The following is a 26,580-nucleotide window of genomic DNA, read 5'->3' on the forward strand; positions in this document are numbered from 1 at the left end:
TGGGTCATTCCACTAGAATTCGCACCCACTGACGTAGTGCCGCTTTAGCTCAGTTGGTAGAGCAACTGACTTGTAATCAGTAGGTCATCCGTTCGACTCGGATAAGCGGCACCATTAGTATAGTGGAGGGGTTCCCGAGTGGCCAAAGGGATCAGACTGTAAATCTGCCGGCACTGCCTTCGAAGGTTCGAATCCTTCCCCCTCCACCATTTTCAGTACAATAGCTACGAGTAGGCCGCGGGCATCGTATAATGGCTATTACCTCAGCCTTCCAAGCTGATGATGCGGGTTCGATTCCCGCTGCCCGCTCCAAACAGATCACGTTGCTGATATAGCTCAGGCGGTAGAGCGCATCCTTGGTAAGGATGAGGTCCCCAGTTCGATTCTGGGTATCAGCACCATCTTAAAAGCCTCTCTTGCTTTACAATCAAAAAACACTTATTTCATACAACCACCGTTTGTTAAAAAGGGTCTATTTATGGCTAAGGCTAAATTCGAACGTAATAAACCGCACGTTAACGTAGGCACCATCGGTCACGTTGACCACGGTAAAACTACTTTAACTGCTGCTATCACTAACGTACTGGCCAAGCACTACGGTGGTCAGGCATTCGCTTTCGATCAAATCGACAAAGCGCCAGAAGAGAAAGCTCGTGGTATCACGATCAACACTTCTCACGTTGAATACGATACACCATCACGTCACTACGCCCACGTAGACTGCCCAGGCCACGCTGACTATGTGAAGAACATGATCACTGGTGCTGCTCAGATGGACGGCGCAATCCTGGTAGTTGCAGCGACTGACGGCCCAATGCCACAGACTCGTGAGCACATCCTGTTATCTCGTCAGGTAGGTGTACCTTTCATCGTTGTATTCATGAACAAATGTGACATGGTAGACGACGAAGAGCTGTTAGAGCTGGTGGAGATGGAAGTTCGTGAGCTTCTGTCAGACTACGATTTCCCAGGTGATGACCTGCCGGTAATCCGTGGTTCAGCGTTAAAAGGTCTGGAAGGCGATGCAGCATGGGAACCAAAAATCCTTGAGCTGGCAGCAGCTTTAGATTCTTACATTCCAGAGCCAGTACGTGCGATTGATAAGCCATTCATCATGCCAATCGAAGACGTATTCTCAATTGCTGGTCGTGGTACTGTAGTAACAGGCCGTGTAGAGCAAGGTATCGTAAAAGTAGGCGAGTCAGTAGAAATCGTTGGTCTGAAAGACACAGTGACCACTACTTGTACTGGTGTTGAAATGTTCCGTAAACTGTTAGACGAAGGTCGTGCAGGCGAGAACATCGGCGCGCTGTTACGTGGTACTAAACGTGAAGACGTAGAACGTGGTCAGGTATTAGCAAAACCAGGTTCAATCAAGCCACACACCAAGTTCGAAGGTGAAGTGTACGTGTTATCTAAAGAAGAAGGTGGTCGTCATACACCATTCTTCAAAGGTTACCGTCCACAGTTCTACTTCCGTACTACAGACGTCACTGGTTCAGTAGAACTGCCAGAAGGCGTAGAGATGGTAATGCCAGGCGACAACCTGAAGTTTGTTGTAGAGCTTATCAACCCAATCGCGATGGACGAAGGTTTACGCTTCGCCATTCGTGAAGGTGGCCGCACAGTAGGTGCTGGTGTAGTATCTAAAGTACTGGTGTAATAACCAATACTTGAAAAGGGCTCCACAGGAGCCCTTTTTTATATAGCTTTGTTCGCTTAAGCCGGAAAATTCAGAACAACAGGCTTGAGTTCTGCACAGCTAATCCTGATTAAATAGTTTCAAGTCGGATCCTTATCTTGTTTTAGTCGTCTAAGGCAGTATAATGAGCGGCTATTTTTGTGGCGCTGCTTTGGCAGTTGGCACAATTTTCTGTAGGGGCGTAGTTCCAATTGGTAGAACAGCGGTCTCCAAAACCGATGGTTGGGGGTTCGAATCCCTCCGCCCCTGCCACTTATTTAGGCGCTAAGGTGTTTTGCACGTTAGTCGAAGTAGTAGCTTGTAACAACAAGCCATGGGAAAGTGAGTTAAAGCATGAATGCAACGAGTGAAACCCCAAAAGGCGGCTTAGATTTAGTCAAGTGGCTGAGCATCTTAGTTCTGCTGACCCTGATGGTCGCAGCGAACTATATATATGAGTTTTCTGCAGTTGAAAAAGCTGCAAGCATAGTGGTTTTAGTCGGCCTGGCAGCTTTTATTGCAGCCAAGACCAGCAAAGGCGCTGCATTTATAGAGTTTGCTAAAGAAGCCAGAACTGAAGTTCGCAAAGTCGTATGGCCAACCCGTCAGGAAACGATGCAAACCACTATAATTGTAATGGTTGCGACCTTGATTGTTGCATTAGCACTTTGGGGCTTAGATTCAGTATTATTAAGCCTTGTATCATTTATCACAGGTCTGGGGATCTAAGTTATGTCAGGAAAAATGCGTTGGTATGTAGTTCAGGCTTTTTCGGGTTTTGAACAGCGCGTAGCGACTTCATTGCGTGAGCATATCAAGATCCAGCAAATGGAAGACAAGTTTGGCGAAGTGCTGGTTCCAACTGAAGAAGTTGTTGAAATGCGCGCTGGCCAGAAACGTAAGTCTGAACGCAAATTTTTCCCTGGCTACGTATTAGTGCAGATGGAAATGTGTGAAGAAGCGTGGCACTTAGTGAAAAGCGTGCCACGTGTATTAGGTTTCATCGGTGGTACGTCAGACCGTCCGGCACCTATCAGCCAGAAAGAAGCTGATACTATTCTTAACCGCCTGCAGGATAACGCTGATAAGCCGAAACCTAAGACTCTGTTCGAAGCGGGTGAAGTGGTTCGTGTATCTGAAGGTCCATTTGCTGACTTCAATGGCGTGGTCGAAGAAGTAGATTACGAGAAAAGCCGCGTGAAGGTATCCGTGTTAATTTTCGGTCGTTCTACTCCTGTTGAACTGGAATTTGGCCAGGTCGAAAAAGCTTAAGTAGAAATAGTTTGTATCGGGCCGCTGATTAAAATATAATCGCGGCCTTTTTTAACGTCAGGGGAGCCGTTTGAGTAAGTGTCCTCGCACTTACGAGGCTGAGACCCTAAATTGAGGTGAAACATGGCAAAGAAAGTCACGGCACTTGTAAAATTACAAGTTAAAGCTGGTATGGCAAACCCGTCGCCACCAGTTGGTCCAGCATTGGGTCAACACGGTGTGAACATCATGGAATTCTGTAAAGGCTTCAACGCCCGTACAGAGTCACTGGAAAAAGGCATGCCTATTCCAGTAGTGATCACTGTATACAGCGACCGCTCATTTACATTTGAAACCCGCACCCCACCTGCTTCTTTCTTATTATTGAAAGCTGCTGGTTTAAAAGGTGGTTCAGGCCGTCCTAATACCCAGAAAGTGGGTAAAGTGACTGTTGCTCAGCTGGAAGAGATCGTTAAGATCAAACGTGCTGATTTAACAGCAGGTAGCGACGAAGCAGCACTGAGCACTATTGCTGGTACTGCCCGTTCAATGGGCTTAGTGGTGGAGGGTTAATCAATGGCTAAATTATCAAAGCGTGCTAAATTAATCCGTTCAAAAGTAGATTCTACTCGTGAATACGCGATCAATGACGCAGTTGCGTTATTAAAAGAATTAACAGCTGGCAAGTTCGTTGAATCAGTTGATGTTGCCATCAACCTGGGTATCGACGCTCGTAAGTCAGATCAAAACGTTCGTGGCGCTACTGTGTTACCACACGGTACCGGCCGCACTGTACGTGTTGCTGTGTTCACTCAGGGTGCTAACGCTGAAGCTGCTAAAGCTGCAGGCGCTGACATCGTGGGTATGGAAGACTTAGCTGAATTAGTTAAGAAAGGCGAGATGAACTTTGATGTTGTTATCGCTTCTCCAGACGCAATGCGTGTTGTTGGTATGTTAGGTCAGATCTTAGGCCCACGTGGTTTAATGCCTAACCCTAAAACTGGCACAGTGACTCCAAACGTTGCTGAAGCAGTGAAAAACGCTAAAGCTGGTCAGGTTCGTTACCGTAACGACAAGAATGGTATCATCCATTCTACAGTCGGTAAGGTTAACTTCGACACTGACAAACTGAAAGAGAACATCGAGTCTCTGTTAGTTGCATTAAAGCGTGCTAAGCCATCTGTAGCAAAAGGCGTTTTCATCAAGAAAGTGACCATTTCTACTACTCACGGCGCAGGTATCGTTTTAGACCAGGCTTCTTTGGACGCCAAAGTCTAATTCAGTCTACTGAAATAGCTGCTTTACAGGAGCGCGTGGTTATTTTATAATCTCGCGCTCAAAAATTCGGGTAGAAGCCGGACTTTGTTTACAAAGTTTTCGGCTTCCGTCCAAGACCGTAGGTGCCGCAAATTTTTTTAAAAGGCGTGGCTTAAAAGCACAACCTACGCAGACGGTGTTAGCCCCAGAAAGATTCCTATCAATCTGGCTCTCACCGTAAATCGCGCGTTAAGCAGTAAGTTTTTTACTGATTAACGTTGTGTAGGCAACCAGACAATACCGTCTGGAAGAACCAGGAGTTAAGAGCCAATGGCTATTAAGCTTGATGACAAAAAAGCGATCGTTGCTGAAGTTCAGGAAGCTGCCATAGGTGCTTTATCTGCGGTAGTTGCAGACGCTCGCGGTGTCACTGTAGGCAAAATCACTGAACTGCGTAAGCAGGCTCGTGAAGCTGGCGTGTGGATGAAAGTTGTCCGTAACACGTTAGTACGCCGTGCAGTAACTGGCACTGAGTTCGAGTGTTTAAGCAACGCGTTCGTTGGCCCAACACTGATTGCATTCTCTAAAGAGCACCCAGGTGCTGCAGCGCGTATCTTCAAAGATTTCGCGAAAGAAAATGCTAAGTTTGAGCTGAAAGGCGCAGCCTTCAATGGCGCCACAGTAAGCATTGACGTTTTAGCATCGTTGCCAACATACAACGAAGCTATTGCACGTTTAATGAGCACTATGAAAGAAGCAGCAGCCGGCAAATTGGTACGTACCATCGCCGCAGTTCGCGACCAAAAACAAGCCTAAGCAACGTAATTTTACGTTTTGTTTAGAATTAAAGTTTAATACGGGATACGTCCCCTTAATTTAGGAATCTGAGCAATGTCAGTTACTAAAGATCAAATCTTAGATGCTATCGCTGCAATGTCTGTAATGGAAGTTGTAGAATTAGTTAGCGCTATGGAAGAAAAATTCGGCGTTTCTGCTGCTGCTGCTGTTGCAGTTGCTGCTGGTCCAGCTGCTGTTGTTGAAGAACAAACAGAATTCAACGTAATTCTGGCAGCTGTTGGCGCTAACAAAGTATCAGTAATCAAAGCTGTTCGCGGCGCTACTGGTTTAGGCCTGAAAGAAGCTAAAGATTTAGTTGAAGCTGCTCCAGCTGCAATTAAAGAAGCAGTTTCTAAAGCCGAAGCTGAAGCTCTGAAGAAAGAGTTAGAAGAAGCTGGTGCTACTGTTGAAGTTAAATAATCTAGATTTTTCTAGATTATACGCCTGATTTCAGGCTAGGCTGGTGGTGAAATAACCACCGGCCTTTTTGCGCTGTGGGACATTGATTTTCCCCACCCTAATGTTGCCATGTCGGTAACATTCAAGCCGCCCCTAGAGGGTAGGTAGGGTAAAAAATCAGCTAGCTGAGGAACCCCATGACTTACTCTTATTCTGAAAAGAAACGTATCCGTAAGGACTTCGGCAAACGTCCACAAGTGCTGGATGTGCCATATCTGTTGTCGATTCAAATTGAATCGTTCAGCAAATTTATCGAACCTGATCCAGAAGGTGGATACGGCTTAGAAGCTGCATTCCGTTCTGTATTCCCAATTAAAAGCTACTCAGGTAGTGCCGAGCTGCAATATGTCAGCTACCGCATTGGCGAGCCGGTTTTTGACGTCAAAGAGTGCCAAATTCGTGGTGTGACTTACTCAGCTCCGCTGCGTGTCAAACTGCGCATGGTTTTATTTGATAAAGAAGTGCCAGGTACAATCAAAGATATCCGTGAACAAGAAGTCTACATGGGCGAAATCCCGTTGATGACTGAAAACGGTACTTTTGTAATCAATGGTACTGAACGTGTTATCGTTTCTCAGCTGCACCGTAGCCCGGGCGTATTCTTTGACCACGACCGTGGCAAGACTCACTCCTCAGGCAAGGTTTTATACAATGCTCGCGTGATCCCTTACCGTGGTTCATGGTTAGACTTTGAGTTCGATGCCAAAGATAACCTGTTCGTGCGTATCGATCGTCGCCGCAAATTGCCAGCCACTATTTTATTACGTGCGCTGAGCTTAAGTACTGAAGAAATTTTAAGTACTTTCTTCGAAAGCACCCGTTTTGAAATTAAAGACGGCAAACTGTTGATGGAAGTGGTCGCAAACCGCTTACGTGGTGAAACAGCTGCTTTTGATATCAAAGACAACGATGGCGAAGTGATCGTAGAAGCTGGTCGTCGTATTACTGCCCGTCATGTGCGTCAGTTAGAAAAAACTGGCATGACACTGATGGAAGTTCCACATGAATATGTAGTAGGCCGCGTTTTATCAAAAAATTACGCTGACCGTTCAACCGGAGAGATTATTGCCGAGGCGAACGCAGAGCTCACACTGGAGCTGTTAGCAAAACTAGCAAAAGCGGGCTACGAAACTTTCGAAACTCTTTACATTAACGATTTGGACCAAGGTTCTTATATTTCTGAAACCATCCGAATCGATCCAAGCAGCAACCGCATGGAAGCATTGGTAGAAATCTACCGTATGATGCGTCCAGGCGAGCCACCAACGCGTGAAGCTGCTGAAACTTTATTTGAAAACCTGTTCTTCTCTGAAGATCGTTATGACCTGTCTACTGTAGGTCGTATGAAGTTCAACCGTCGTGTTGACTTCGAAGAAGGTAAAGGCGTAGGCGTTTTATCCAAAGACGATATCCTGGCTGTAATGAAAGTCTTAATCGACATTCGTAACGGTAAAGGCGAAGTGGACGATATCGACCACTTAGGTAACAGACGTATCCGTTCTGTTGGTGAAATGGCTGAAAACCAATTCCGTGTTGGTTTAGTTCGTGTGGAACGTGCAGTAAAAGAGCGCTTGTCTTTAGGTGATCTGGACGCTGTGATGCCACAAGATCTGATCAACGCTAAGCCTATTTCTGCTGCGGTGAAAGAGTTCTTTGGTTCAAGCCAGCTGTCTCAGTTTATGGACCAGAACAACCCACTGTCAGAAGTAACGCACAAACGTCGTATTTCTGCGTTAGGCCCGGGCGGTTTGACCCGTGAGCGCGCAGGCTTCGAAGTACGTGACGTTCACCCAACACACTACGGTCGTGTTTGTCCAATCGAGACGCCAGAAGGTCCAAACATCGGTTTGATCAACTCGCTGTCTATGTTTGCTCAGACCAACGAATACGGTTTCCTCGAAACACCTTACCGTCGTATTGAAGATGGTATTGTGACTGACGAAGTCGATTTCTTATCTGCGATTGAAGAAGGTAACTTTGTTATCGCTCAGGCGAACGCCGAGTTAAGCGCAGAAAACCGTCTGGTTGAAGATTTAGTACCGTGCCGTTACAAAAACGAATTCACCTTAATGCCGGCCGACAAGGTTCAGTATATGGACGTTGCACCACAGCAGATCGTATCTGTTGCTGCTGCTCTGATCCCGTTCCTGGAACACGATGACGCCAACCGTGCATTAATGGGTTCAAACATGCAACGTCAGGCCGTTCCTACATTACGTGCTGATAAGCCGTTAGTAGGTACTGGTGTAGAACGTGTTGTTGCCAAAGACTCTGGTGTAACTGTAGTGGCGAAACGTGGTGGTACTGTTGACTATGTCGACGCCAGCCGTATCGTAATTAAAGTACACGAAGAAGAAATGGTTGCCGGTGAAGCCGGTATCGACATCTACAACCTGACTAAATACACCCGTTCTAACCAGAACACCTGTATCAACCAGCGTCCATGTGTAAACCATGGTGAGCCGATTGAACGTGGTGATGTACTGGCCGATGGTCCGTCTACGGACTTAGGTGAACTGGCTTTAGGTCAAAACTTACGCGTGGCATTCATGCCGTGGAACGGTTACAACTTCGAAGATTCGATCTTGTTATCCGAGCGTTTAGTACAGGAAGATCGCTTAACCACTATTCACATTCAGGAACTGAGCTGTATCGCTCGTGATACCAAGTTAGGGCCTGAAGAAATCACTGCTGATATTCCAAACGTAGGTGAGTCTGCTTTATCTAAGCTGGACGAAGCCGGTATTGTTTACATCGGTGCTGAAGTGAAAGGCGGCGACATTCTGGTGGGTAAGGTGACACCTAAAGGTGAAAGCCAGCTGACTCCGGAAGAAAAACTGTTACGCGCTATCTTCGGTGAAAAAGCTTCTGACGTTAAAGACAGCTCATTACGTGTGCCTAACTCTGTAACTGGTACAGTTATCGACGTTCAGGTCTTCACCCGTGATGGCGTTGAAAAAGACAAACGTGCTCGTGAAATCGAAGAAATGGAAGTCAAACAGGCTAAGAAAGACCTGAATGAAGAATTCCGTATCCTTGAAGAAGGTATCTTCTCACGTGCCCGCAACCTGGTTGAAAGCACAGGCGTTGACCGTACTAAGCTGAACGGCTTACGTGGTGATGCTCTGTTAGGCTACAGCCTGGCTGATGAAGATAAGCAAAACGATCTGGAACAATTAGCGGCTCAGTACGAAGAAATCCGTATTGAATACGATAAGAAATTCGAAGCCAAACGTCGCAAGATTGTTCAGGGTGACGATTTAGCTCCAGGCGTTCTGAAGATTGTTAAAGTGTACTTAGCTGTGAAACGTCGTATCCAGCCTGGTGACAAGATGGCCGGTCGTCACGGTAACAAGGGTGTGGTTTCTACCATTGTTCCAGTTGAAGACATGCCATATGACGAAAAAGGTCAGCCGGTTGATATCGTACTGAACCCGCTGGGTGTACCGTCTCGTATGAACATCGGTCAGATCCTTGAAACTCACTTAGGCTTAGCGGCCCGTGGTATCGGTGACAAGATTGACGGCATGATCAAAGACCAGAAAGAAGTTGCGGAAATCCGTGCCTTCCTGAAAAAGGTCTACGAGCTGGGTGAGTCACGTCAAAACGTTGATATCGCCAGCTTCACAGATGACGAAGTGCGTCGTTTAGCAGAAAACCTGCGTAAGGGTTTACCTGTAGCTACTCCAGTATTTGATGGCGCCAAAGAAAGCGAAATCAAAGAACTGTTGACTCTGGGTGACTTACCGACCAGCGGTCAGATCACATTGTACGATGGTCGTACCGGCAATACCTTCGAACGTAAGGTTACTGTTGGCTACATGTACATGCTGAAACTGAACCACTTGGTTGACGACAAGATGCACGCCCGTTCTACTGGTTCGTACAGTCTGGTTACTCAACAACCATTGGGCGGTAAAGCTCAGTTTGGTGGTCAGCGTTTCGGTGAGATGGAAGTGTGGGCTCTGGAAGCATACGGCGCAGCATACACGCTGCAAGAGATGTTAACAGTCAAGTCTGATGACGTGAATGGCCGTACCAAGATGTATAAAAACATCGTGGATGGCGACCACCGCATGGAACCAGGCATGCCAGAATCTTTCAACGTATTGATGAAAGAGATCCGTTCACTCGGTATCAACATCGAATTGGAAGAGGAATAACCCCGGTTAGGAAAACTAATCGAATTGTCCGGGGCGGTACGCCGCCCCTTGCTGGTTAACCTCTTACAGGAGAGCAAAGGTGAAAGACTTATTAAAGTTTCTGAAACAACAAACTAAAACTGAAGAGTTCGATGTGATTCGTATCGGCCTTTCTTCACCAGACATGATCCGTTCATGGTCTTTTGGTGAAGTGAAAAAGCCTGAGACAATCAACTACCGTACCTTCAAGCCAGAGCGCGATGGTTTGTTTTGTGCACGGATTTTCGGACCGGTAAAAGACTATGAGTGTCTGTGTGGTAAATACAAACGCTTAAAGCACCGTGGTGTGATCTGTGAAAAATGTGGTGTTGAAGTCACTCTGACTAAAGTACGTCGTGAGCGTATGGGTCACATTGAACTGGCTAGCCCAACAGCCCACATTTGGTTCCTGAAATCACTGCCAAGCCGTATCGGTTTGCTGTTAGATATGACGTTACGTGATATCGAACGTGTACTGTATTTTGAATCTTATGTTGTGACTGAACCAGGCATGACTTCTTTAGAGCGTCGTCAGATGCTGACTGAAGAAGAATATCTGGACGTGCTGGAAGAGCACGGCGACGAGTTCGAAGCCAAAATGGGTGCAGAAGCAATTCTGGACATTTTACGTGGCATTGAACTGGCAACAGAGATCAAACAAATGCGTGAAGAGTTGCCAACAATCAACTCAGAGACAAAGCGCAAGAAAATCAGCAAACGTCTGAAACTGATGGAAGCATTCCACACTTCTGGTAACAAACCAGAGTGGATGATCATGACAGTACTGCCAGTACTGCCACCAGATCTGCGTCCTTTAGTTCCATTGGACGGTGGCCGTTTTGCTACCTCTGATCTGAACGATTTATACCGCCGTGTGATCAACCGTAACAACCGTCTGAAGCGTCTTTTAGACCTGTCAGCTCCTGATATCATTGTACGTAACGAAAAGCGTATGTTGCAGGAAGCTGTAGATGCGTTGTTAGACAACGGTCGTCGCGGTCGCGCTATCACGGGTTCGAACAAGCGTCCTCTGAAATCTTTGGCCGATATGATCAAAGGTAAACAAGGTCGTTTCCGTCAGAACTTGTTAGGTAAGCGTGTTGACTACTCAGGCCGTTCTGTAATTACAGTAGGTCCTACTTTACGTCTGCATCAGTGCGGTTTACCAAAGAAAATGGCTTTAGAGTTATTCAAGCCTTTCATCTACGGTAAGTTAGAAGCCCGCGGTTTAGCCACGACTATTAAAGCGGCTAAAAAGATGGTTGAACGTGAAGAAGGCGCTGTATGGGACGTTCTGGACGAAGTAATCCGTGAACATCCGGTGCTGTTAAACCGTGCTCCTACACTTCACCGTTTAGGTATTCAGGCATTCGAACCTGTACTGATCGAAGGTAAGGCTATCCAGTTACACCCATTGGTGTGTGCTGCATACAACGCCGACTTCGACGGTGACCAGATGGCCGTTCACGTGCCTCTGACCATTGAAGCTCAGTTAGAAGCCCGTGCGCTGATGATGTCGACGAACAACGTTCTGTCGCCAGCGAACGGTGAACCAATCATCGTTCCTTCACAGGACGTTGTATTGGGTCTGTATTACATGACGCGTGATGCGGTAAACGCCAAAGGCGAAGGCATGATCTTTAAACATGCCAAGGAAGCTGAAAAAGCATTCCGTGCCGGTGTTGCCAGCTTACACGCCCGTGTCAAAGTACGTATCACTGAAGTGACTATTGCCGAAGACGGCACCCGTTCTTCTGTGACTGCAGTACGTGACACTACAGTAGGCCGTGCCATTCTGTACTCCATCATGCCGGAAGGCTTAGCCTTTGATTCAATCAACCAGGCTATGGGTAAGAAACAGATTTCACGTTTACTGAACGGCTCTTACCGTCGTATTGGTCTGAAAAATACCGTTATTTTAGCGGATCAGATCATGTACACAGGTTTCCATTACGCCATGTTGTCTGGTGTGTCTGTTGGTATTGACGATATGGTCATCCCGGCAGCCAAGGTTGATATCATTTCTGCTGCAGAAGCTGAAGTGGCTGAGATCCAGGACCAGTTCCAACAAGGTTTAGTAACGGCCGGTGAAAAGTACAACAAAGTAATCGACATTTGGTCAACCGCCAACGAAGCCTTATCTAAGGCGATGATGGACAACTTATCGAAAGAGTCAGTTGTGGATCGCGATGGCAACACAGTCACTCAACCGTCATTTAACTCTGTTTATATGATGGCCGACTCTGGCGCACGGGGCTCTCCAGCTCAGATCCGTCAGTTAGCCGGTATGCGTGGTCTGATGGCTAAACCAGATGGTTCAATCATCGAAACGCCAATTACAGCGAACTTCCGTGAAGGTCTGAGCGTACTTCAGTACTTCATCTCTACTCACGGTGCTCGTAAAGGATTGGCGGATACAGCGTTAAAAACAGCAAACTCCGGTTACCTGACTCGTCGTCTGGTTGACGTTGCACAGGATTTAGTCGTGACTGAATCTGACTGTGGCTCAACAGAAGGCATTATGATGAAGCCACTGATTGAAGGTGGTGACGTTGTAGAAGGTCTGCGTGAGCGCGTATTAGGTCGTGTTGTGATCGGCGACGTGGTAGTTCCTGCAACTGGCGAAGTGCTGGTTGAAGACGGCACCATGTTAGACGAGAAGCTGTGTGATGCGATTGAAAAACACTCGATTGACGAAGTCTATGTTCGTTCTGTAATTACCTGTCAGACCAACTTTGGTGTATGTGCCAAGTGTTACGGTCGTGATTTGGCCCGTGGCCACATCATCAACGCTGGTGAAGCTGTAGGCGTTATCGCTGCTCAGTCCATCGGTGAGCCAGGTACACAGTTAACGATGCGTACATTCCACATCGGTGGTGCTGCATCACGGTCATCAGCTGAGAACAGCGTACAAGTGAAGAACTCAGGTATCCTGAAGTTACACAATGCGAAGTTCGTACGTAACAGTGACAACAAAATTGTTATCACTTCACGTTCAGCCGAAGTCACAGTGTTCGACGACATGGGTCGTGAGAAAGAGCGTTACAAGCTGCCATACGGTTCTATTTTAGCCACTGACGACAATGCAAAAATCGTTTCTGGCCAAATCGTTGCAAGCTGGGATCCGCACTCTCACCCAATTATCGTAGAACGTGGTGCCAAGGTATCGCACAGCGATATCGATGATACCAACACTGAAGTTCAGCAGGACGACCTGACTGGTTTAACCCGTACTGTGGTGAAAGACCTATCCAAGGCCAATGCGAAAGAACCTAAGTTAATTTTAGAAATGGACGACGGTGCATTACAGGAAATCCGCTTACCGAGCTTCACCACTATTGAAGTGACTGATGGTTCGAACGTAAAAGCCGGTGCTGTATTAGCTCGTATTCCACAAGAAAGCTCGAAAACACGCGACATCACGGGTGGTCTGCCACGCGTTGCCGACTTGTTCGAAGCCCGTAAGCCAAAAGATCCTGCCATCCTGGCGGAAATCTCAGGTGTTATTAGCTTCGGTAAAGAAACCAAAGGCAAACGTCGTCTGATCATCACTCCAGAGCAAGGTGATTCTCATGAAGAGATGATCCCGAAATGGCGTCAGGTGAACGTGTTCGAAGGTGAACGTATCGAGAAAGGTGAAGTGATCTCCGAAGGTCCAGAGTCACCACACGATATCCTGCGCTTACGTGGTATCCACCATGTAGCCAGTTACATCGTGAACGAAGTACAGGACGTATACCGTCTGCAAGGCGTTAAAATTAACGACAAGCACATCGAAACTATTATTCGTCAAATGCTACGTAAATGTTTAATCATTCACCCAGGCAGCAGCGAGTTCTTAGAAGGTGAAATGGCGGAAGTGTCACGCGTTAATATTGCAAACGCTGAACTGGAAGCAGCAGGTAAGATCCCTGCGAAGTACGAACGGTCGTTGTTAGGTATTACCAAAGCATCACTGTCAACGGACTCTTTCATTTCTGCGGCGTCGTTCCAGGAAACAACGCGCGTATTAACAGAAGCTGCAGTCGGCGGAAAATTCGACGAGCTGCGTGGCCTGAAAGAAAACGTAATTGTCGGCCGTTTGATCCCGGCAGGTACTGGTTTTGCGTATCACCAAAACCGTATCCGTCAGCGTCAACGTGTCGCCAATGGCGAAGTCGCTGAACCGGCGATGAGTGCAGAAAGTGCTGAACAAGCTCTGACTGATGCTCTGAATATGGACTTGTCAGGCAACGACGAATAAGTCGAAGCCGCAGATTGGGATGGTCGCCAGCAAATGACCATCCCTTTTTGTTCCTTGACAGGTCAAAGGTTGACCAGTAGAATTCCGCAGCCCCAAATTTGGGTGCGGAATTTTCACGTTTATAGGTAGTTATTTAACCAGGAGTATTTAATGGCAACAATCAACCAGCTAGTGCGTAAGCCGCGCAGCCAGGTGGTCTCTAAGAGCACCGTGCCGGCGCTCGAAGCTTGCCCACAGAAGCGTGGTGTTTGTACCCGCGTATACACCACCACACCTAAGAAGCCTAACTCTGCATTACGTAAAGTATGCCGTGTTCGTTTAACTAACGGATTCGAAGTTACTTCTTACATCGGCGGTGAAGGCCACAACTTACAGGAACACAGTGTTGTTCTGATCCGTGGCGGCCGGGTAAAAGACCTTCCAGGTGTGCGTTATCACACCGTACGCGGCACTTTAGACTGTGCAGGCGTTAAAGATCGTAAGCAAGGCCGTTCTAAATACGGCGCTAAACGGCCGAAGAACAAATAACTTAACTCCGTTAAGTAAGGCCAAACTAAGTAACTTTTTTCATTAAAAGTTTTGGAATCCCCTGAAGCAATCGGAGTTTCGAATGCCAAGAAGACGCGTCATAGGTCAACGTAAAATCCTTCCAGATCCTAAGTTCGGAAGTGAATTACTTGCCAAGTTCGTAAACGTCGTAATGATCGACGGTAAAAAATCTACAGCTGAATCAATTGTGTACGGCGCATTAGACATCGCTGCGACAAAATCTAAAAAACCAGAGCTGGATCTGTTCGAAGTTGCATTAGACAACATTCGTCCTACTGTTGAAGTTAAATCACGCCGTGTGGGTGGTTCTACTTACCAGGTTCCATGTGAAGTTCGTCAGGTTCGTCGTAACGCTTTAGCTATGCGTTGGTTGGTTGAAGCTGCCCGTAAACGTGGCGAGAAATCAATGGCCCAGCGTTTAGCTGGTGAAATGCTGGATGCCGTTGAGAATAAAGGTTCTGCTGTTAAGAAACGTGAAGACGTTCACCGTATGGCTGAAGCGAACAAAGCTTTCGCGCATTTCCGCTGGTAAGACAGACCTTTTTAAGAGGATTCGATTGTGGCACGTACAACTCCTATTGAGCTTTACCGGAACATTGGTATTTGTGCTCACGTTGACGCGGGTAAAACCACGACAACTGAACGAGTTTTGTTCTATACCGGCTTGTCTCACAAGATCGGTGAAGTTCATGACGGCGCCGCCACGATGGATTGGATGGAACAGGAGCAGGAACGTGGTATCACTATCACGTCCGCTGCTACTACGACCTTTTGGCGTGGTATGCAGGGCCAGTTCCCTCAACATCGTGTAAACATCATCGATACACCGGGGCACGTTGACTTCACTATTGAAGTAGAACGTTCCCTGCGTGTTCTGGATGGTGCTGTTGTCGTACTGTGTGGTTCTTCAGGCGTACAGCCTCAGACCGAAACAGTATGGCGTCAGGCAAATAAATACGAAGTTCCACGTTTGATCTTTGTTAACAAGATGGACCGCACTGGCGCTAACTTCCTGCGTGTTGTGAAGCAAGCCCGTGACCGTCTGAATCACACCATAGTGCCTATTCAGTTACCTATTGGTTCTGAAGAGAACTTCCGTGGCGTGGTTGACTTGTTAAAAATGAAAGCAATCAACTGGAACGAAGCTGACCAGGGTATGACCTTCACGTACGAAGAGATCCCTGCGGAAATGCTGGCTGAGTGTGAAGAGTGGCGTGCAAACATGGTAGAAGCAGCAGCTGAAGCCAATGAAGAGCTGATGGAACGTTATTTGGAAGGCGGTGAGCTTACTGAAGACGAAATCCGTTTGGCCTTGCGTCAACGTACTCTTTCTAACGAAGTGGTTCTTGTGCTTTGTGGTTCTGCATTCAAAAACAAAGGCGTTCAGGCGATGCTTGATGCTGTGATTGAATACTTACCATCACCGACTGAGGTCAAAGCTATTAAGGGTATTAACGAAGATGAGTCAGAAGGCTTACGCCATGCTGACGACGATGCGCCATTTGCGGCACTTGCGTTCAAAATCGCAACTGACCCATTTGTTGGCACATTGACTTTCTTCCGTTGCTACTCTGGCGTGATTAACTCTGGTGACAGCGTTTATAACCCGGTAAAACACAAGAAAGAGCGTATTGGCCGTATCGTTCAGATGCATGCCAATGACCGCCAGGAAATCAAAGAAGTTCGTGCTGGTGATATTGCTGCCGGTATAGGTTTTAAAGATGTGACTACAGGTGACACTTTATGTGACCCTGACCACATTATTACGCTGGAACGTATGGAATTCCCGGAGCCGGTAATTTCTGTTGCAGTGGAACCAAAAACCAAAGCTGACCAGGAACGTATGGGTGTCGCTCTGAGCAAACTTGCTGCAGAAGATCCGTCATTCCGTGTTCACACCGACGAAGAAACCAGCCAGACTATTATTTCTGGTATGGGTGAGCTGCACTTAGAAATCATCGTGGATCGTATGAAACGCGAATTCAAAGTGGAAGCAAACGTTGGTAAACCTCAGGTCGCTTATCGCGAAACTATTCGCGCCAGCACTGAAGTTGAAGGTAAATTTGTTCGTCAATCTGGTGGTCGCGGTCAATTTGGTCATTGCTGGCTGAAAATCGAACCTCAGGAAGAAGGCAAAGGCTATGAGTTCGTTAACGCTGTCGTGGGTGGTGTGATTCCAAAAGAATACATTCCTGCTATCGACAAAGGCATTATCGAACAGATGAAAAACGGTATCCTTGCTGGTTACCCGGTCATTGACGTGAAAGTTACCGTATTCGATGGTTCATACCACGATGTGGACTCAAACGAAATGGCGTTCAAAGTTGCCGCCTCTATGGGCTTCAGAAAAGGCGCACTGCAAGCTAAGCCAGTGATCCTTGAACCCGTCATGAAAGTTGAAGTGGTAACACCGGAAGACTTCATGGGTGACATCGTCGGTGACTTAAACCGTCGTCGCGGTATCATCAACGGTATGGAAGATGCTCCTGGTGGTATCAAGATCGTTGACGCTCAGGTTCCGTTGTCCGAAATGTTTGGTTATGCAACCAGCATGCGTTCATTGACCCAGGGCCGTGCTTCTTATTCAATGGAACCATTGAAGTATATGGAAGCACCAAACAACGTGACTGAAGCAATTATTGCAGCTCGTAGTAGTACTGGTAGTAACGATTAATCACTTAATTTGGTCCACTTTAAGTTGGATCTATTTAACAGAAGGTAATTAAAATGGCTAAGGCTAAATTTGAACGTAATAAACCGCACGTTAACGTAGGCACCATCGGTCACGTTGACCACGGTAAAACTACTTTAACTGCTGCTATCACTAACGTACTGGCCAAGCACTACGGTGGTCAGGCATTCGCTTTCGATCAAATCGACAAAGCGCCAGAAGAGAAAGCTCGTGGTATCACGATCAACACTTCTCACGTTGAATACGATACACCATCACGTCACTACGCCCACGTAGACTGCCCAGGCCACGCTGACTATGTGAAGAACATGATCACTGGTGCTGCTCAGATGGACGGCGCAATCCTGGTAGTTGCAGCGACTGACGGCCCAATGCCACAGACTCGTGAGCACATCCTGTTATCTCGTCAGGTAGGTGTACCTTTCATCGTTGTATTCATGAACAAATGTGACATGGTTGATGACGAAGAGCTGTTAGAGCTGGTGGAGATGGAAGTTCGTGAACTTCTGTCAGACTACGATTTCCCAGGTGATGACCTGCCGGTAATCCGTGGTTCAGCTTTAAAAGGTCTGGAAGGCGATGCAGCATGGGAACCAAAAATCCTTGAGCTGGCAGCAGCTTTAGATTCTTACATTCCAGAGCCAGTACGTGCGATTGATAAGCCATTCATCATGCCAATCGAAGACGTATTCTCAATTGCTGGTCGTGGTACTGTAGTAACAGGCCGTGTAGAGCAAGGTATCGTAAAAGTAGGCGAGTCAGTAGAAATCGTTGGTCTGAAAGACACAGTGACCACTACTTGTACTGGTGTTGAAATGTTCCGTAAACTGTTAGACGAAGGTCGTGCAGGCGAGAACATCGGCGCGCTGTTACGTGGTACTAAACGTGAAGACGTAGAACGTGGTCAGGTATTAGCAAAACCAGGTTCAATCAAGCCACACACCAAGTTCGAAGGTGAAGTGTACGTATTATCGAAAGAAGAAGGTGGTCGTCATACTCCATTCTTCAAAGGTTACCGTCCACAGTTCTACTTCCGTACTACAGACGTAACTGGTTCAGTAGAACTGCCAGAAGGCGTAGAGATGGTAATGCCAGGCGACAACCTGAAGTTTGTTGTTGAACTGATCAACCCAATCGCGATGGACGAAGGTTTACGCTTCGCCATCCGTGAAGGTGGCCGCACAGTAGGTGCTGGTGTAGTATCTAAAGTACTGGTGTAATAACCAATACTTGAATAAGGGCCCTTAGGGGCCCTTTTTTATTGATTCCAATCCATGGAATCAACCCTGCCGGGCCATCGTCGCTGCGCTCCGATGTTAAAAAAACAGCAGGACAGCTGTTTTTCACAGCTTTAGCTGCCGTAGGCGAATATCATGGACGATATGAGTGAAAATTGTTTCAGGCAATTTTTTTATTTCCCCCACTGTAGTAAATGAAATGCTGTCGTCACGCCACGTATACAAACCAAATCAGGATCTCTGCCGGTAATTCAAACGTTTGTTTGAATTTGCTTGATGAACATGCTAGAACTAACTCATCCGACCATTAGGGTTTTTCAAGGAGAGTTATTGTGAGTCAGTATCAGGCGCCGCTGGGCGATATGTCCTTTCAACTATTTGATGTCTGGCAAGTTCAACAGTTTTGGCAGCAGCAAACTGAGTTAGCTGAACTGATTGATGCCGATACTGCCGCTGCCATTCTGGAGGAGGCTGCAAAAATCACCGCCGAAAAAATCGCACCTTTGGCCGCCGCTGCGGACGAGCAAGGCGTATCTTGTGTTTCTGGTGAAGTAACGACTCCATCTCATTATAAAGAATGTTATCAGTTGTTGTGTGAAGGCGGCTGGACTGGTTTGTCTGGCGATCCAGAGTACGGTGGCATGGGCATGCCTAAAAGTCTGTCTGGTTTGTATGACGAGATGATGTGTAGCGCTGATATCGCTTTTTCTTTATACCCAGGCCTGACATCAGGGGCTTGTGTAGCTCTGTTACAACATGCCGATGAAGCCACTAAAGCTTTGTATCTGCCGAAGTTATATAGCGGTGAATGGTCCGGTACTATGTGTTTGACTGAATCTCATGCCGGCTCTGACTTAGGTATGATGCGCAGCAAAGCCGAACCTACGGGTGATGGCAGCTATCGTATCAGCGGCGAAAAAATCTTTATTACAGCAGGTGAGCACGACCTGACAGAAAACATTATTCATTTAGTGCTGGCTAAGTTGCCGGATGCGCCAGCTGGCAGCCGCGGAATTTCTTTATTCTTGGTGCCTAAGTTTAAAGTGGATGCCAATGGCAACTTAGGTGAGCGAAATAGCCTGATTTGTAGTTCAGTTGAACATAAGATGGGTATTCACGGTTCGGCCACTTGTGTAATGAACTTTGAAGGTGCCGAAGGCTATCTGATTGGTGAGCCGCATAAAGGACTGGCTTGTATGTTCACCATGATGAACTATGAACGTCTGGCCATGGGTAGTCAGGGTTTAGGTGCAGCGGAGCGCGCTTACCAGAATGCACTGGCCTACGCCAATGACCGTTTACAAGGTAGAACAGTAACTAAAGATGGCAATAAAGCCGATCCTATTATTGGTCATGCGGATGTGAAACGTATGTTGCTGAATATCAGCAGTATCAATGAAGCGGGCAGGGCCTTTAGTGTTTATGTCGGGCATTTATTGGATCAAGCCAAGTTTGCTGATGATGCCAAGGCACAGGCGCGAGCTAATTTACTGACACCTGTGACTAAAGCCTTTATGACGGATAGAGGACTGGATGCCTGTGTTACAGCTCAGCAGGTATTTGGTGGTCATGGTTATATCCGTGAGTGGGGTATGGAGCAACTGGTCAGGGACGTCCGTATCGCTCAAATCTACGAAGGTACTAACGGCATTCAGGCGGCTGACTTTATGTTACGTAAAGTGGCATCGGATCAAGGCGCTGTATTGTTAGACCTGATGCGTGAGTTAAAGGCAGGCTTGGCTGGTTCAGCGAGCAAACAAATCAATTTAGCTGCAGAGCGTTTTGAATCAGCAACACTATCTTTGTTAGAGCGAGCTAAGGCTCAACCAGAACTCCTATCCTGGGTAGCGAATGACTATCTGGATTTAACCGGCTATCTGCTCTACGCCTTTATGTGGCATAAGATGGAAGCTGCGCTAGATAACGCAAAACACCGTGAAGACTTTATCCAGTCCAAACAACTTAAAGCGAAGTTTTACTACAGCCGAGTCTTACCCCGTACTGAAAGCCTGTTCAGCCTGATTGAGCAGTTTCCTGCAGAGTTGTCATCCGCAGAACCAAAGCTGTTCTGATCGCCTTCTGATCATAAAGTACGCCCCTGCTGTTTAATTATTCAGCAGGGGTTGTCTTTCTCAATCAGTTGAGTATAATGCGCGGCCAGCCATAATTTTGGCAGGCGGTTAACCAGCAATTGAATTGGTTAACGACAACAGTGCTCCCGATTGGGGAGCAAACGTTACATTGGTGCAGGGGCATTCTTCCATCTATTGGTGGGTCAGAAAGCTTCTGTTTTATTTTGCTCTTTTTGCTCTTTGAGGCTTTGGTTTATGAGTAATCAAAGGATTCGCATCCGTCTGAAAGCGTTCGATCACCGTTTGATCGATCAGTCAACTATGGAAATCGTTGACACAGCTAAGCGTACGGGCGCGCAGGTTCGTGGTCCTATCCCACTTCCGACTCGCCAGGAACGTTTCACTGTATTGATTTCTCCTCACGTGAATAAAGATGCACGTGACCAGTACGAAATCCGTACCCACAAGCGTTTAATCGACATCGTTGAACCAACAGAAAAGACTGTTGATGCTCTGATGCGTTTAGATCTGCCTGCTGGCGTTGACGTTCAAATCAGCCTGGGCTAATCAGACAGGTTTTTAGAGAGGTTTAGGATATGGCTATCGGTCTAATCGGTCGTAAAGTGGGCATGACTCGCATCTTCACTGAAGATGGCGTATCAATCCCAGTAACCGTAATCGAAGCAACACCAAACCGCGTTACTGCCATTAAAACGCAAGACGTTCATGGCTATAGCGCATTGCAAGTGACTGCTGGCACAGTGAAGGCTTCTCGCCTGAACAAACCAGACGCTGGTCAGTTTGCAAAAGCTGGTGTTGAAGCTGGTCGTGGTCTGTGGGAATTCCGCCTGCAAGATAACGAAGGTGCTGACATCACTGTTGGTAGCGAGATTACTGTTGAAGTTTTCGCAGAGACGAAAAAAGTTGATGTCGTCGGTACATCAAAAGGTAAAGGTTTTGCCGGTACTGTAAAGCGCTGGAATTTCCGTACTCAGGATATGACTCACGGTAACTCTTTATCTCACCGTGCACCAGGTTCGATTGGTCAAAACCAATCACCAGGTAAAGTATTCAAAGGTAAAAAAATGGCCGGACACATGGGTGCCGAGCGTGTAACAGTCCAGTCTCTGGAAGTTGTACGTGTAGACGCAGCACGCAACATCCTGTTAGTGAAGGGCGCTGTCCCTGGTGCTATCGGTGGTGATGTGATTGTTAAACCTGCTGTCAAAGGCTAACGTCTGGAGGAGATGAGTGATGGAATTAGCATTAAGAGACGCTAAAGGCGTTCTTGAAGTTTCCGAAGCTACCTTTGGACGTGAGTTCAACGAAGCATTGGTACACCAGGTAGTAGTTGCTTATGCAGCTGGTGCCCGTCAAGGTACACGTGCTCAACTGACACGTTCAGAAGTACGCGGTGGCGGTAAGAAGCCATGGCGCCAGAAGGGTACAGGTCGTGCCCGTGCTGGTACAATCCGTAGCCCAATATGGCGTGGCGGTGGTGTGACGTTTGCGGCTAAGCCACAAGATCACAGCCAAAAAGTAAACAGAAAGATGTATCGTGGCGCGATCATGAGCATTTTGTCTGAATTAGTTCGTCAAGAACGTTTAATCGTAGTTGAAAACTTTGTTGTTGAAACTCCGAAAACGAAAGAACTAACAGCTAAGTTAAAAGCGATGGAACTGAAAGACGTTTTAATCGTGACTGACGAAGTTGACGAAAACCTGTTCTTATCTGCACGCAACCTGTACAAGGTTGACGTACGTGATGTTCACGGTATCGACCCAGTCAGCTTAATCGCCTTCGACAAAGTTGTAATGACTGCTGCTGCAGTTAAACAAATCGAGGAGATGCTAGCATGATCCGTGAAGAACGTTTACTGAAAGTGATTCTGGCTCCGCACGTGTCTGAAAAGAGCACCATTGCGGCAGAAACCAACAACACTATCGTGTTCAAAGTAGCTACTACTGCTACTAAAGCTGACATCAAAGCTGCTGTTCAAAAATTATTTGAAGTAGAAGTTGTTGGTGTTCGCACTGTTAACGTTAAGGGTAAGACTAAGCGCACTGGTATGCGTACTGGTCAACGTAGCGATTGGAAAAAAGCTTACGTTACTCTTAAAGAAGGCAGCGAACTTGATTTTGTTGGCGGCGCTGAGTAATTAGAGGAGTTAGGAAATGGCACTTGTAAAGTGTAAACCTACGTCACCTGGTCGTCGTCACGTCTTAAAAGTCGTGAACCCTGACCTGCACAAAGGCAAGCCTTATGCTCCTTTGTTAGAGAAGAATACTAAAACTGGTGGTCGTAACAACCACGGTCGTATTACTACTCGCCATATCGGTGGTGGTCATAAGCAACACTACCGTCTGGTTGATTTTAAACGTAATAAAGATGGTATCCCTGCTAAAGTTGAGCGTCTGGAATACGATCCAAACCGTACTGCTAACATCGCTCTGGTGTTGTATGCAGACGGCGAGCGTCGTTACATCCTGGCACCAAAAGGCTTAAAAGCGGGTGATACAGTACAGTCAGGCTTAGATTCACCAATTAAATCTGGTAATACTATGCCACTGCGCAACATCCCAGTGGGCCAAATCGTCCACAACGTCGAATTGAAGCCTGGTAAAGGCGGCCAATTAATGCGTTCAGCTGGTGCATTCGCCCAGATCCTGGCGCGTGACGGCGCGTACGTTACTCTGCGTTTACGCAGTGGTGAAATGCGCAAAGTTCTGGCTGACTGCCGTGCAACTATCGGCGAGATCGGCAACGCCGAACACATGCTGCGTCAATACGGTAAAGCCGGTGCGATGCGTTGGCGCGGTATCCGCCCAACAGTGCGTGGTGTGGTAATGAACCCGGTTGACCACCCTCACGGTGGTGGTGAAGGTAAAACTTCAGGTGGACGTCACCCTGTTACTCCATGGGGCGTTCCGACCAAAGGTTACAAAACCCGTTCGAACAAGCGTACTGACAAGTTCATTGTCCGTCGTCGTGACAAATAATTTAATGTGAGGAATTGCCATGCCACGTTCTCTCAAGAAAGGTCCATTTATCGACCTTCACTTGTTGAAGAAGGTAGAGAAAGCGTTGGAAAGCGGTGACAAGAAGCCAATTAAGACTTGGAGCCGTCGTTCAATGATCATTCCACAAATGATCGGTTTGACCATCGCTGTCCATAATGGTCGTCAGCATGTACCAGTACTTGTCTCAGAAGAGATGGTCGGTCACAAGTTAGGTGAGTTCTCACCTACTCGTACTTACCGTGGTCACGCAGCCGACAAAAAGGCCAAGAAGCGCTAAGGGGTAAATAATGGAAGCATTAGCTAAACACAAATTTGCCCGTTCTTCTGCACAGAAAGCCCGTTTGGTCGCTGACCAAATCCGCGGTCTGTCAGTTGATAAGGCGTTGAATGTTTTAACTTACAGCCCTAAAAAAGCGGCTGAGTTAGTTAAAAAGGTTCTTTTATCAGCCATTGCGAACGCAGAACACAACGAAGGTGCCGATATCGACACTTTAAAAGTGAAAACTGTGTTTGTTGACGAAGGTCCGTCAATGAAGCGGATTAAGCCACGTGCTAAAGGCCGTGCTGACCGTATCGTCAAGCGTACCAGCCACATTACTGTGGTTGTAGCTGATAACTAGGAGTGAGAAATGGGACAGAAAGTACATCCTACTGGTATTCGCCTAGGTATCACTAAGCCTTGGAGCTCAACCTGGTACGCGAATACAAAAGACTTCCCGGACTTCCTGGTTGGTGACTTTAAAGTTCGTCAGTATCTGACAAAAGAACTGAAAGCCGCTTCAGTAAGCCGGATCGATATTGAACGTCCTGCGAAAAGCATCCGTGTGACTATTCACACTGCTCGTCCAGGCGTGATCATCGGTAAAAAAGGTGAAGACGTTGAGAAACTGCGCAAAGCCGTAGCGACTATCGCTGGTGTGCCTGCTCAGATCAATATTTCTGAAATCCGTAAGCCGGAATTAGATGCCAAATTAGTTGCTGACTCAATCAGCAGCCAGCTGGAACGCCGTGTAATGTTCCGTCGCGCTATGAAGCGTGCGGTACAGAACGCTATGCGTTTAGGCGCTAAAGGTATCAAAGTTCAGGTCAGCGGCCGTTTAGGCGGTGCTGAGATTGCTCGTGATGAATGGTATCGTGAAGGCCGTGTGCCACTGCACACTCTGCGTGCTGATATCGATTACTCAACATCAGAAGCTTTAACTACTTACGGTATCATTGGTGTGAAAGTTTGGATTTTCAAAGGCGAGATCTTAGGAGCTATGCCATTGAACAACAACGCGAACGCCAACAACGACAAACAGCCTAAGGCGCCGAAAAAACCGGCTCCTCGCAAGGCTAAGTAGGAGTATTGAGCGATGTTGCAACCAAAACGTACTAAATTTCGTAAAGTGCACAAAGGACGTAACCGTGGCTTAGCGCTGGTAGGCGATAAAGTCAGCTTCGGTACTTATGCACTTAAAGCAGTTGAACGTGGTCAAATGACTTCACGTCAAATCGAATCTGCACGTCGTGCCATGACTCGTGCCGTTAAACGTGTTGGTAAAATCTGGATCCGCGTGTTCCCGGACAAACCAATGACGGAAAAACCACTCGAAGTTCGTATGGGTAGTGGTAAAGGTAGCGTGGAATATTGGGTTTGCCAGATTAAACCTGGCAAAGTCCTGTATGAAATGGACGGTGTGTCGGAAGAACTGGCTCGTCATGCGTTTGCATTGGCTTCAGCCAAACTTCCATTTAAGACAACCTTTGTAACGCGGACGGTATTGTAATGAAAGCAAGCGAACTGAAAGTAAAAAGCGTTGAAGAGTTAAACGCTGAATTACTGGGCTTATTACGTGAGCAGTTCAATCTGCGCATGCAAGCAGCTACAGGTCAGCTGGCTCAGACTCATTTGTTAAAGCAAGTGCGTCGCGATATCGCGCGTGTTAAGACTATCTTAACCGAGAAGGCAGGTGCCTAATGAGCGAAATAAACACCCGTACCCTGCAAGGTAAAGTGATCAGCAACAAAATGGACAAGTCTATTACTGTTGCTATCGAACGTCACGTGAAGCACCCAATCTATGGGAAATTCATCACACGTACTACCAAACTGCACGTACATGACGAAGCAAACCAGTGTAAAGAAGGTGACATAGTGACTATTCGCGAATGTCGTCCTCTGTCCAAGACTAAGTCATGGACTCTGGTTTCCGTTGTCGAATCTGCATCTTAATGATTAAGATGTAAGCGAAAACGGCCCTTCGGGGCCGTTTTTTTCTCGTTCGACTAAAGGCTACCATTTGTACAAAAGTGCTGTTATAATCACGCGCCCTTTTGTTGGGGGTAGTTTATAGTCGAAAGCAGCGTAACCCGAGAGGGTTATAGTAGTGGAATAGCGGAGCACTAAGATGATCCAGATGCAATCTATGCTGGAAGTCGCAGACAACAGCGGCGCGCGCAGCGTAATGTGTATTAAGGTCTTAGGTGGTTCGCATCGCCGTTATGCAGCAATTGGTGACGTTATCAAGATCACCGTTAAGGAAGCAATTCCTCGCGGTAAGGTCAAAAAAGGTGACGTTCTGAATGCTGTGGTGGTGCGTACACGCAAAGGCGTACGCCGTCAGGACGGGTCAGTAATCCGTTTTGATCGCAATGCAGCAGTGTTGTTAAACAACAAGCTGGAACCGATCGGTACACGTATTTTTGGACCGGTAACGCGCGAACTTCGTGGCGATAAGTTCATGAAGATCGTTTCCCTGGCCCCAGAAGTACTGTAAGGAGTCACAATGGCTAATAAAATCCGTCGTGATGATGAGGTTGTTGTTCTTACTGGTAAGGACAAAGGCAAAACTGGCAAGGTTCTGAAAGTGTTAGTTGCTGAAGACCGTGTGTATGTTTCTGGCATTAACTTTGTCAAGAAACACCAGAAGCCAATCCCAGCGTTGAACACCCCAGGTGGCATCGTTGAGAAAGAAGCCTCAATTCACGTTTCAAATGTAGCGATCTTCAATCCAAAAACTGGAAAGGCTGATCGTGTAGGTTTCCGTTTTGAAGATGGCAAGAAAGTTCGCTTCTTCAAATCGAATAACGAAGTAATTTAATTGCTATTGGAGTAATA

The 26,580-nt window shown here is 47.0% G+C and carries 27 protein-coding genes and 5 tRNA genes; all 32 read left to right on the top strand.

Going from position 1 to position 26,580, the window contains the following annotated elements; translation table 11 throughout:
- The first annotated feature begins 38 nt into the window (after positions 1-38).
- A tRNA-Thr gene (locus tag OM978_RS01230) sits at positions 39-114 on the top strand.
- Positions 115-124: 10 nt separating this feature from the next.
- Positions 125-209: transfer RNA gene (locus OM978_RS01235), tRNA-Tyr, on the top strand.
- A 28-nt stretch (positions 210-237) separates the two neighbouring features.
- Positions 238-312 (top strand) — tRNA-Gly (locus OM978_RS01240).
- A 13-nt stretch (positions 313-325) separates the two neighbouring features.
- Positions 326-401, top strand: a tRNA-Thr gene (locus OM978_RS01245).
- Positions 402-478: 77 nt separating this feature from the next.
- Positions 479-1,663: an elongation factor Tu gene (tuf, locus tag OM978_RS01250; RefSeq protein WP_264344863.1), complete on the top strand. Its 1,185-nt coding sequence runs from the start codon at positions 479-481 to the stop codon at positions 1,661-1,663.
- Between the two features lie 214 nt (positions 1,664-1,877).
- Positions 1,878-1,954 (top strand) — tRNA-Trp (locus OM978_RS01255).
- A gap of 81 nt (positions 1,955-2,035) precedes the next feature.
- Positions 2,036-2,410, top strand: a complete 375-nt coding sequence (gene secE, locus OM978_RS01260; protein ID WP_264344865.1) for a preprotein translocase subunit SecE — start codon at positions 2,036-2,038, stop codon at positions 2,408-2,410.
- A gap of 15 nt (positions 2,411-2,425) precedes the next feature.
- The gene (gene nusG / locus OM978_RS01265; protein ID WP_413691211.1) at positions 2,426-2,953 is read left to right on the top strand and encodes a transcription termination/antitermination protein NusG; all 528 of its coding nucleotides are present in this window, start codon (positions 2,426-2,428) and stop codon (positions 2,951-2,953) included.
- A 123-nt stretch (positions 2,954-3,076) separates the two neighbouring features.
- Positions 3,077-3,505 (top strand): 50S ribosomal protein L11, encoded by a 429-nt coding sequence (gene rplK / locus OM978_RS01270; RefSeq protein WP_053426135.1) that lies wholly within the window; start codon positions 3,077-3,079, stop codon positions 3,503-3,505.
- A 3-nt stretch (positions 3,506-3,508) separates the two neighbouring features.
- Positions 3,509-4,210 (top strand): 50S ribosomal protein L1, encoded by a 702-nt coding sequence (gene rplA / locus OM978_RS01275; protein WP_264344872.1) that lies wholly within the window; start codon positions 3,509-3,511, stop codon positions 4,208-4,210.
- 309 nt (positions 4,211-4,519) lie between these two features.
- Positions 4,520-5,005 carry a 50S ribosomal protein L10 gene (gene rplJ / locus OM978_RS01280; protein ID WP_264344874.1) on the top strand — a complete coding sequence of 162 codons (486 nt, stop codon included), beginning with the start codon at positions 4,520-4,522 and terminating at the stop codon, positions 5,003-5,005.
- 75 nt (positions 5,006-5,080) lie between these two features.
- The gene (rplL, locus tag OM978_RS01285; RefSeq protein ID WP_127688356.1) at positions 5,081-5,446 is read left to right on the top strand and encodes a 50S ribosomal protein L7/L12; all 366 of its coding nucleotides are present in this window, start codon (positions 5,081-5,083) and stop codon (positions 5,444-5,446) included.
- A 176-nt stretch (positions 5,447-5,622) separates the two neighbouring features.
- On the top strand, positions 5,623-9,648 hold the full coding sequence (rpoB, locus tag OM978_RS01290) for a DNA-directed RNA polymerase subunit beta (RefSeq protein ID WP_264344878.1): 4,026 nt from the start codon (positions 5,623-5,625) through the stop codon (positions 9,646-9,648).
- 79 nt (positions 9,649-9,727) lie between these two features.
- Positions 9,728-13,909 (top strand): DNA-directed RNA polymerase subunit beta', encoded by a 4,182-nt coding sequence (gene rpoC / locus OM978_RS01295; RefSeq protein WP_233010937.1) that lies wholly within the window; start codon positions 9,728-9,730, stop codon positions 13,907-13,909.
- A gap of 150 nt (positions 13,910-14,059) precedes the next feature.
- Positions 14,060-14,437 carry a 30S ribosomal protein S12 gene (gene rpsL, locus OM978_RS01300; protein ID WP_008899789.1) on the top strand — a complete coding sequence of 126 codons (378 nt, stop codon included), beginning with the start codon at positions 14,060-14,062 and terminating at the stop codon, positions 14,435-14,437.
- A gap of 82 nt (positions 14,438-14,519) precedes the next feature.
- Positions 14,520-14,990 carry a 30S ribosomal protein S7 gene (gene rpsG / locus OM978_RS01305; protein ID WP_008899788.1) on the top strand — a complete coding sequence of 157 codons (471 nt, stop codon included), beginning with the start codon at positions 14,520-14,522 and terminating at the stop codon, positions 14,988-14,990.
- Positions 14,991-15,017: 27 nt separating this feature from the next.
- Positions 15,018-17,132 carry an elongation factor G gene (gene fusA, locus OM978_RS01310; RefSeq protein ID WP_264344883.1) on the top strand — a complete coding sequence of 705 codons (2,115 nt, stop codon included), beginning with the start codon at positions 15,018-15,020 and terminating at the stop codon, positions 17,130-17,132.
- Between the two features lie 53 nt (positions 17,133-17,185).
- Complete coding sequence (tuf, locus tag OM978_RS01315) at positions 17,186-18,370, top strand: elongation factor Tu (protein WP_264344863.1); 1,185 nt, start codon at positions 17,186-17,188, stop codon at positions 18,368-18,370.
- 350 nt (positions 18,371-18,720) lie between these two features.
- Positions 18,721-20,460, top strand: a complete 1,740-nt coding sequence (locus OM978_RS01320; RefSeq protein ID WP_264344885.1) for an acyl-CoA dehydrogenase family protein — start codon at positions 18,721-18,723, stop codon at positions 20,458-20,460.
- Positions 20,461-20,715: 255 nt separating this feature from the next.
- Complete coding sequence (rpsJ, locus tag OM978_RS01325) at positions 20,716-21,027, top strand: 30S ribosomal protein S10 (RefSeq protein WP_008899121.1); 312 nt, start codon at positions 20,716-20,718, stop codon at positions 21,025-21,027.
- Between the two features lie 29 nt (positions 21,028-21,056).
- Complete coding sequence (rplC, locus tag OM978_RS01330; RefSeq protein ID WP_008899120.1) at positions 21,057-21,695, top strand: 50S ribosomal protein L3; 639 nt, start codon at positions 21,057-21,059, stop codon at positions 21,693-21,695.
- Positions 21,696-21,714: 19 nt separating this feature from the next.
- The gene (rplD, locus tag OM978_RS01335; protein ID WP_008899119.1) at positions 21,715-22,320 is read left to right on the top strand and encodes a 50S ribosomal protein L4; all 606 of its coding nucleotides are present in this window, start codon (positions 21,715-21,717) and stop codon (positions 22,318-22,320) included.
- Positions 22,317-22,619, top strand: coding sequence for a 50S ribosomal protein L23 (rplW, locus tag OM978_RS01340; RefSeq protein ID WP_008899118.1), 303 nt, complete (start codon positions 22,317-22,319; stop codon positions 22,617-22,619). Before rplD ends, rplW begins: the two co-directional genes overlap by 4 nt.
- A gap of 16 nt (positions 22,620-22,635) precedes the next feature.
- Positions 22,636-23,460 carry a 50S ribosomal protein L2 gene (rplB, locus tag OM978_RS01345; protein ID WP_127688202.1) on the top strand — a complete coding sequence of 275 codons (825 nt, stop codon included), beginning with the start codon at positions 22,636-22,638 and terminating at the stop codon, positions 23,458-23,460.
- A 19-nt stretch (positions 23,461-23,479) separates the two neighbouring features.
- Entirely contained in the window at positions 23,480-23,758 is a 279-nt protein-coding gene (gene rpsS / locus OM978_RS01350; protein WP_053426061.1) for a 30S ribosomal protein S19, read from the top strand.
- Between the two features lie 10 nt (positions 23,759-23,768).
- Positions 23,769-24,101, top strand: coding sequence for a 50S ribosomal protein L22 (gene rplV, locus OM978_RS01355; protein WP_053426062.1), 333 nt, complete (start codon positions 23,769-23,771; stop codon positions 24,099-24,101).
- A gap of 9 nt (positions 24,102-24,110) precedes the next feature.
- Positions 24,111-24,824 carry a 30S ribosomal protein S3 gene (rpsC, locus tag OM978_RS01360; RefSeq protein ID WP_008899114.1) on the top strand — a complete coding sequence of 238 codons (714 nt, stop codon included), beginning with the start codon at positions 24,111-24,113 and terminating at the stop codon, positions 24,822-24,824.
- A gap of 12 nt (positions 24,825-24,836) precedes the next feature.
- The gene (gene rplP / locus OM978_RS01365) at positions 24,837-25,250 is read left to right on the top strand and encodes a 50S ribosomal protein L16 (RefSeq protein WP_127019509.1); all 414 of its coding nucleotides are present in this window, start codon (positions 24,837-24,839) and stop codon (positions 25,248-25,250) included.
- Complete coding sequence (rpmC, locus tag OM978_RS01370) at positions 25,250-25,441, top strand: 50S ribosomal protein L29 (RefSeq protein ID WP_008899112.1); 192 nt, start codon at positions 25,250-25,252, stop codon at positions 25,439-25,441. The genes rplP and rpmC overlap by 1 nt, the downstream gene beginning before the upstream one ends.
- Positions 25,441-25,695 carry a 30S ribosomal protein S17 gene (gene rpsQ / locus OM978_RS01375; RefSeq protein WP_264344898.1) on the top strand — a complete coding sequence of 85 codons (255 nt, stop codon included), beginning with the start codon at positions 25,441-25,443 and terminating at the stop codon, positions 25,693-25,695. Before rpmC ends, rpsQ begins: the two co-directional genes overlap by 1 nt.
- Before the next feature lie 175 nt (positions 25,696-25,870).
- Positions 25,871-26,239 (top strand): 50S ribosomal protein L14, encoded by a 369-nt coding sequence (gene rplN, locus OM978_RS01380; RefSeq protein ID WP_127688204.1) that lies wholly within the window; start codon positions 25,871-25,873, stop codon positions 26,237-26,239.
- A gap of 9 nt (positions 26,240-26,248) precedes the next feature.
- Positions 26,249-26,563: a 50S ribosomal protein L24 gene (rplX, locus tag OM978_RS01385; protein WP_008899109.1), complete on the top strand. Its 315-nt coding sequence runs from the start codon at positions 26,249-26,251 to the stop codon at positions 26,561-26,563.
- Positions 26,564-26,580: the final 17 nt, after the last annotated feature.

This window comes from Rheinheimera sp. MM224 (assembly GCF_947090785.1).
In the GTDB taxonomy this organism is placed as follows: Bacteria; Pseudomonadota; Gammaproteobacteria; order Enterobacterales; family Alteromonadaceae; genus Pararheinheimera.

Coding starts and splice junctions, on each gene's coding strand:
- rplV (WP_053426062.1), top strand. CDS start 23,769: ATGGAAGCATTAGCTAAACACAAATTTGCCCGTTCTTCTGCACAGAAA.
- rplA (WP_264344872.1), top strand. CDS start 3,509: ATGGCTAAATTATCAAAGCGTGCTAAATTAATCCGTTCAAAAGTAGAT.
- rplC (WP_008899120.1), top strand. CDS start 21,057: ATGGCTATCGGTCTAATCGGTCGTAAAGTGGGCATGACTCGCATCTTC.
- tuf (WP_264344863.1), top strand. CDS start 479: ATGGCTAAGGCTAAATTCGAACGTAATAAACCGCACGTTAACGTAGGC.
- rplL (WP_127688356.1), top strand. CDS start 5,081: ATGTCAGTTACTAAAGATCAAATCTTAGATGCTATCGCTGCAATGTCT.
- rpsC (WP_008899114.1), top strand. CDS start 24,111: ATGGGACAGAAAGTACATCCTACTGGTATTCGCCTAGGTATCACTAAG.
- rplK (WP_053426135.1), top strand. CDS start 3,077: ATGGCAAAGAAAGTCACGGCACTTGTAAAATTACAAGTTAAAGCTGGT.
- rplB (WP_127688202.1), top strand. CDS start 22,636: ATGGCACTTGTAAAGTGTAAACCTACGTCACCTGGTCGTCGTCACGTC.
- rplJ (WP_264344874.1), top strand. CDS start 4,520: ATGGCTATTAAGCTTGATGACAAAAAAGCGATCGTTGCTGAAGTTCAG.
- rpmC (WP_008899112.1), top strand. CDS start 25,250: ATGAAAGCAAGCGAACTGAAAGTAAAAAGCGTTGAAGAGTTAAACGCT.
- rplW (WP_008899118.1), top strand. CDS start 22,317: ATGATCCGTGAAGAACGTTTACTGAAAGTGATTCTGGCTCCGCACGTG.
- rplP (WP_127019509.1), top strand. CDS start 24,837: ATGTTGCAACCAAAACGTACTAAATTTCGTAAAGTGCACAAAGGACGT.
- rpsJ (WP_008899121.1), top strand. CDS start 20,716: ATGAGTAATCAAAGGATTCGCATCCGTCTGAAAGCGTTCGATCACCGT.
- rpsG (WP_008899788.1), top strand. CDS start 14,520: ATGCCAAGAAGACGCGTCATAGGTCAACGTAAAATCCTTCCAGATCCT.
- rplX (WP_008899109.1), top strand. CDS start 26,249: ATGGCTAATAAAATCCGTCGTGATGATGAGGTTGTTGTTCTTACTGGT.
- rpsL (WP_008899789.1), top strand. CDS start 14,060: ATGGCAACAATCAACCAGCTAGTGCGTAAGCCGCGCAGCCAGGTGGTC.
- nusG (WP_413691211.1), top strand. CDS start 2,426: ATGCGTTGGTATGTAGTTCAGGCTTTTTCGGGTTTTGAACAGCGCGTA.
- secE (WP_264344865.1), top strand. CDS start 2,036: ATGAATGCAACGAGTGAAACCCCAAAAGGCGGCTTAGATTTAGTCAAG.
- rplD (WP_008899119.1), top strand. CDS start 21,715: ATGGAATTAGCATTAAGAGACGCTAAAGGCGTTCTTGAAGTTTCCGAA.
- rplN (WP_127688204.1), top strand. CDS start 25,871: ATGATCCAGATGCAATCTATGCTGGAAGTCGCAGACAACAGCGGCGCG.
- tuf (WP_264344863.1), top strand. CDS start 17,186: ATGGCTAAGGCTAAATTTGAACGTAATAAACCGCACGTTAACGTAGGC.
- rpsQ (WP_264344898.1), top strand. CDS start 25,441: ATGAGCGAAATAAACACCCGTACCCTGCAAGGTAAAGTGATCAGCAAC.
- rpsS (WP_053426061.1), top strand. CDS start 23,480: ATGCCACGTTCTCTCAAGAAAGGTCCATTTATCGACCTTCACTTGTTG.
- rpoB (WP_264344878.1), top strand. CDS start 5,623: ATGACTTACTCTTATTCTGAAAAGAAACGTATCCGTAAGGACTTCGGC.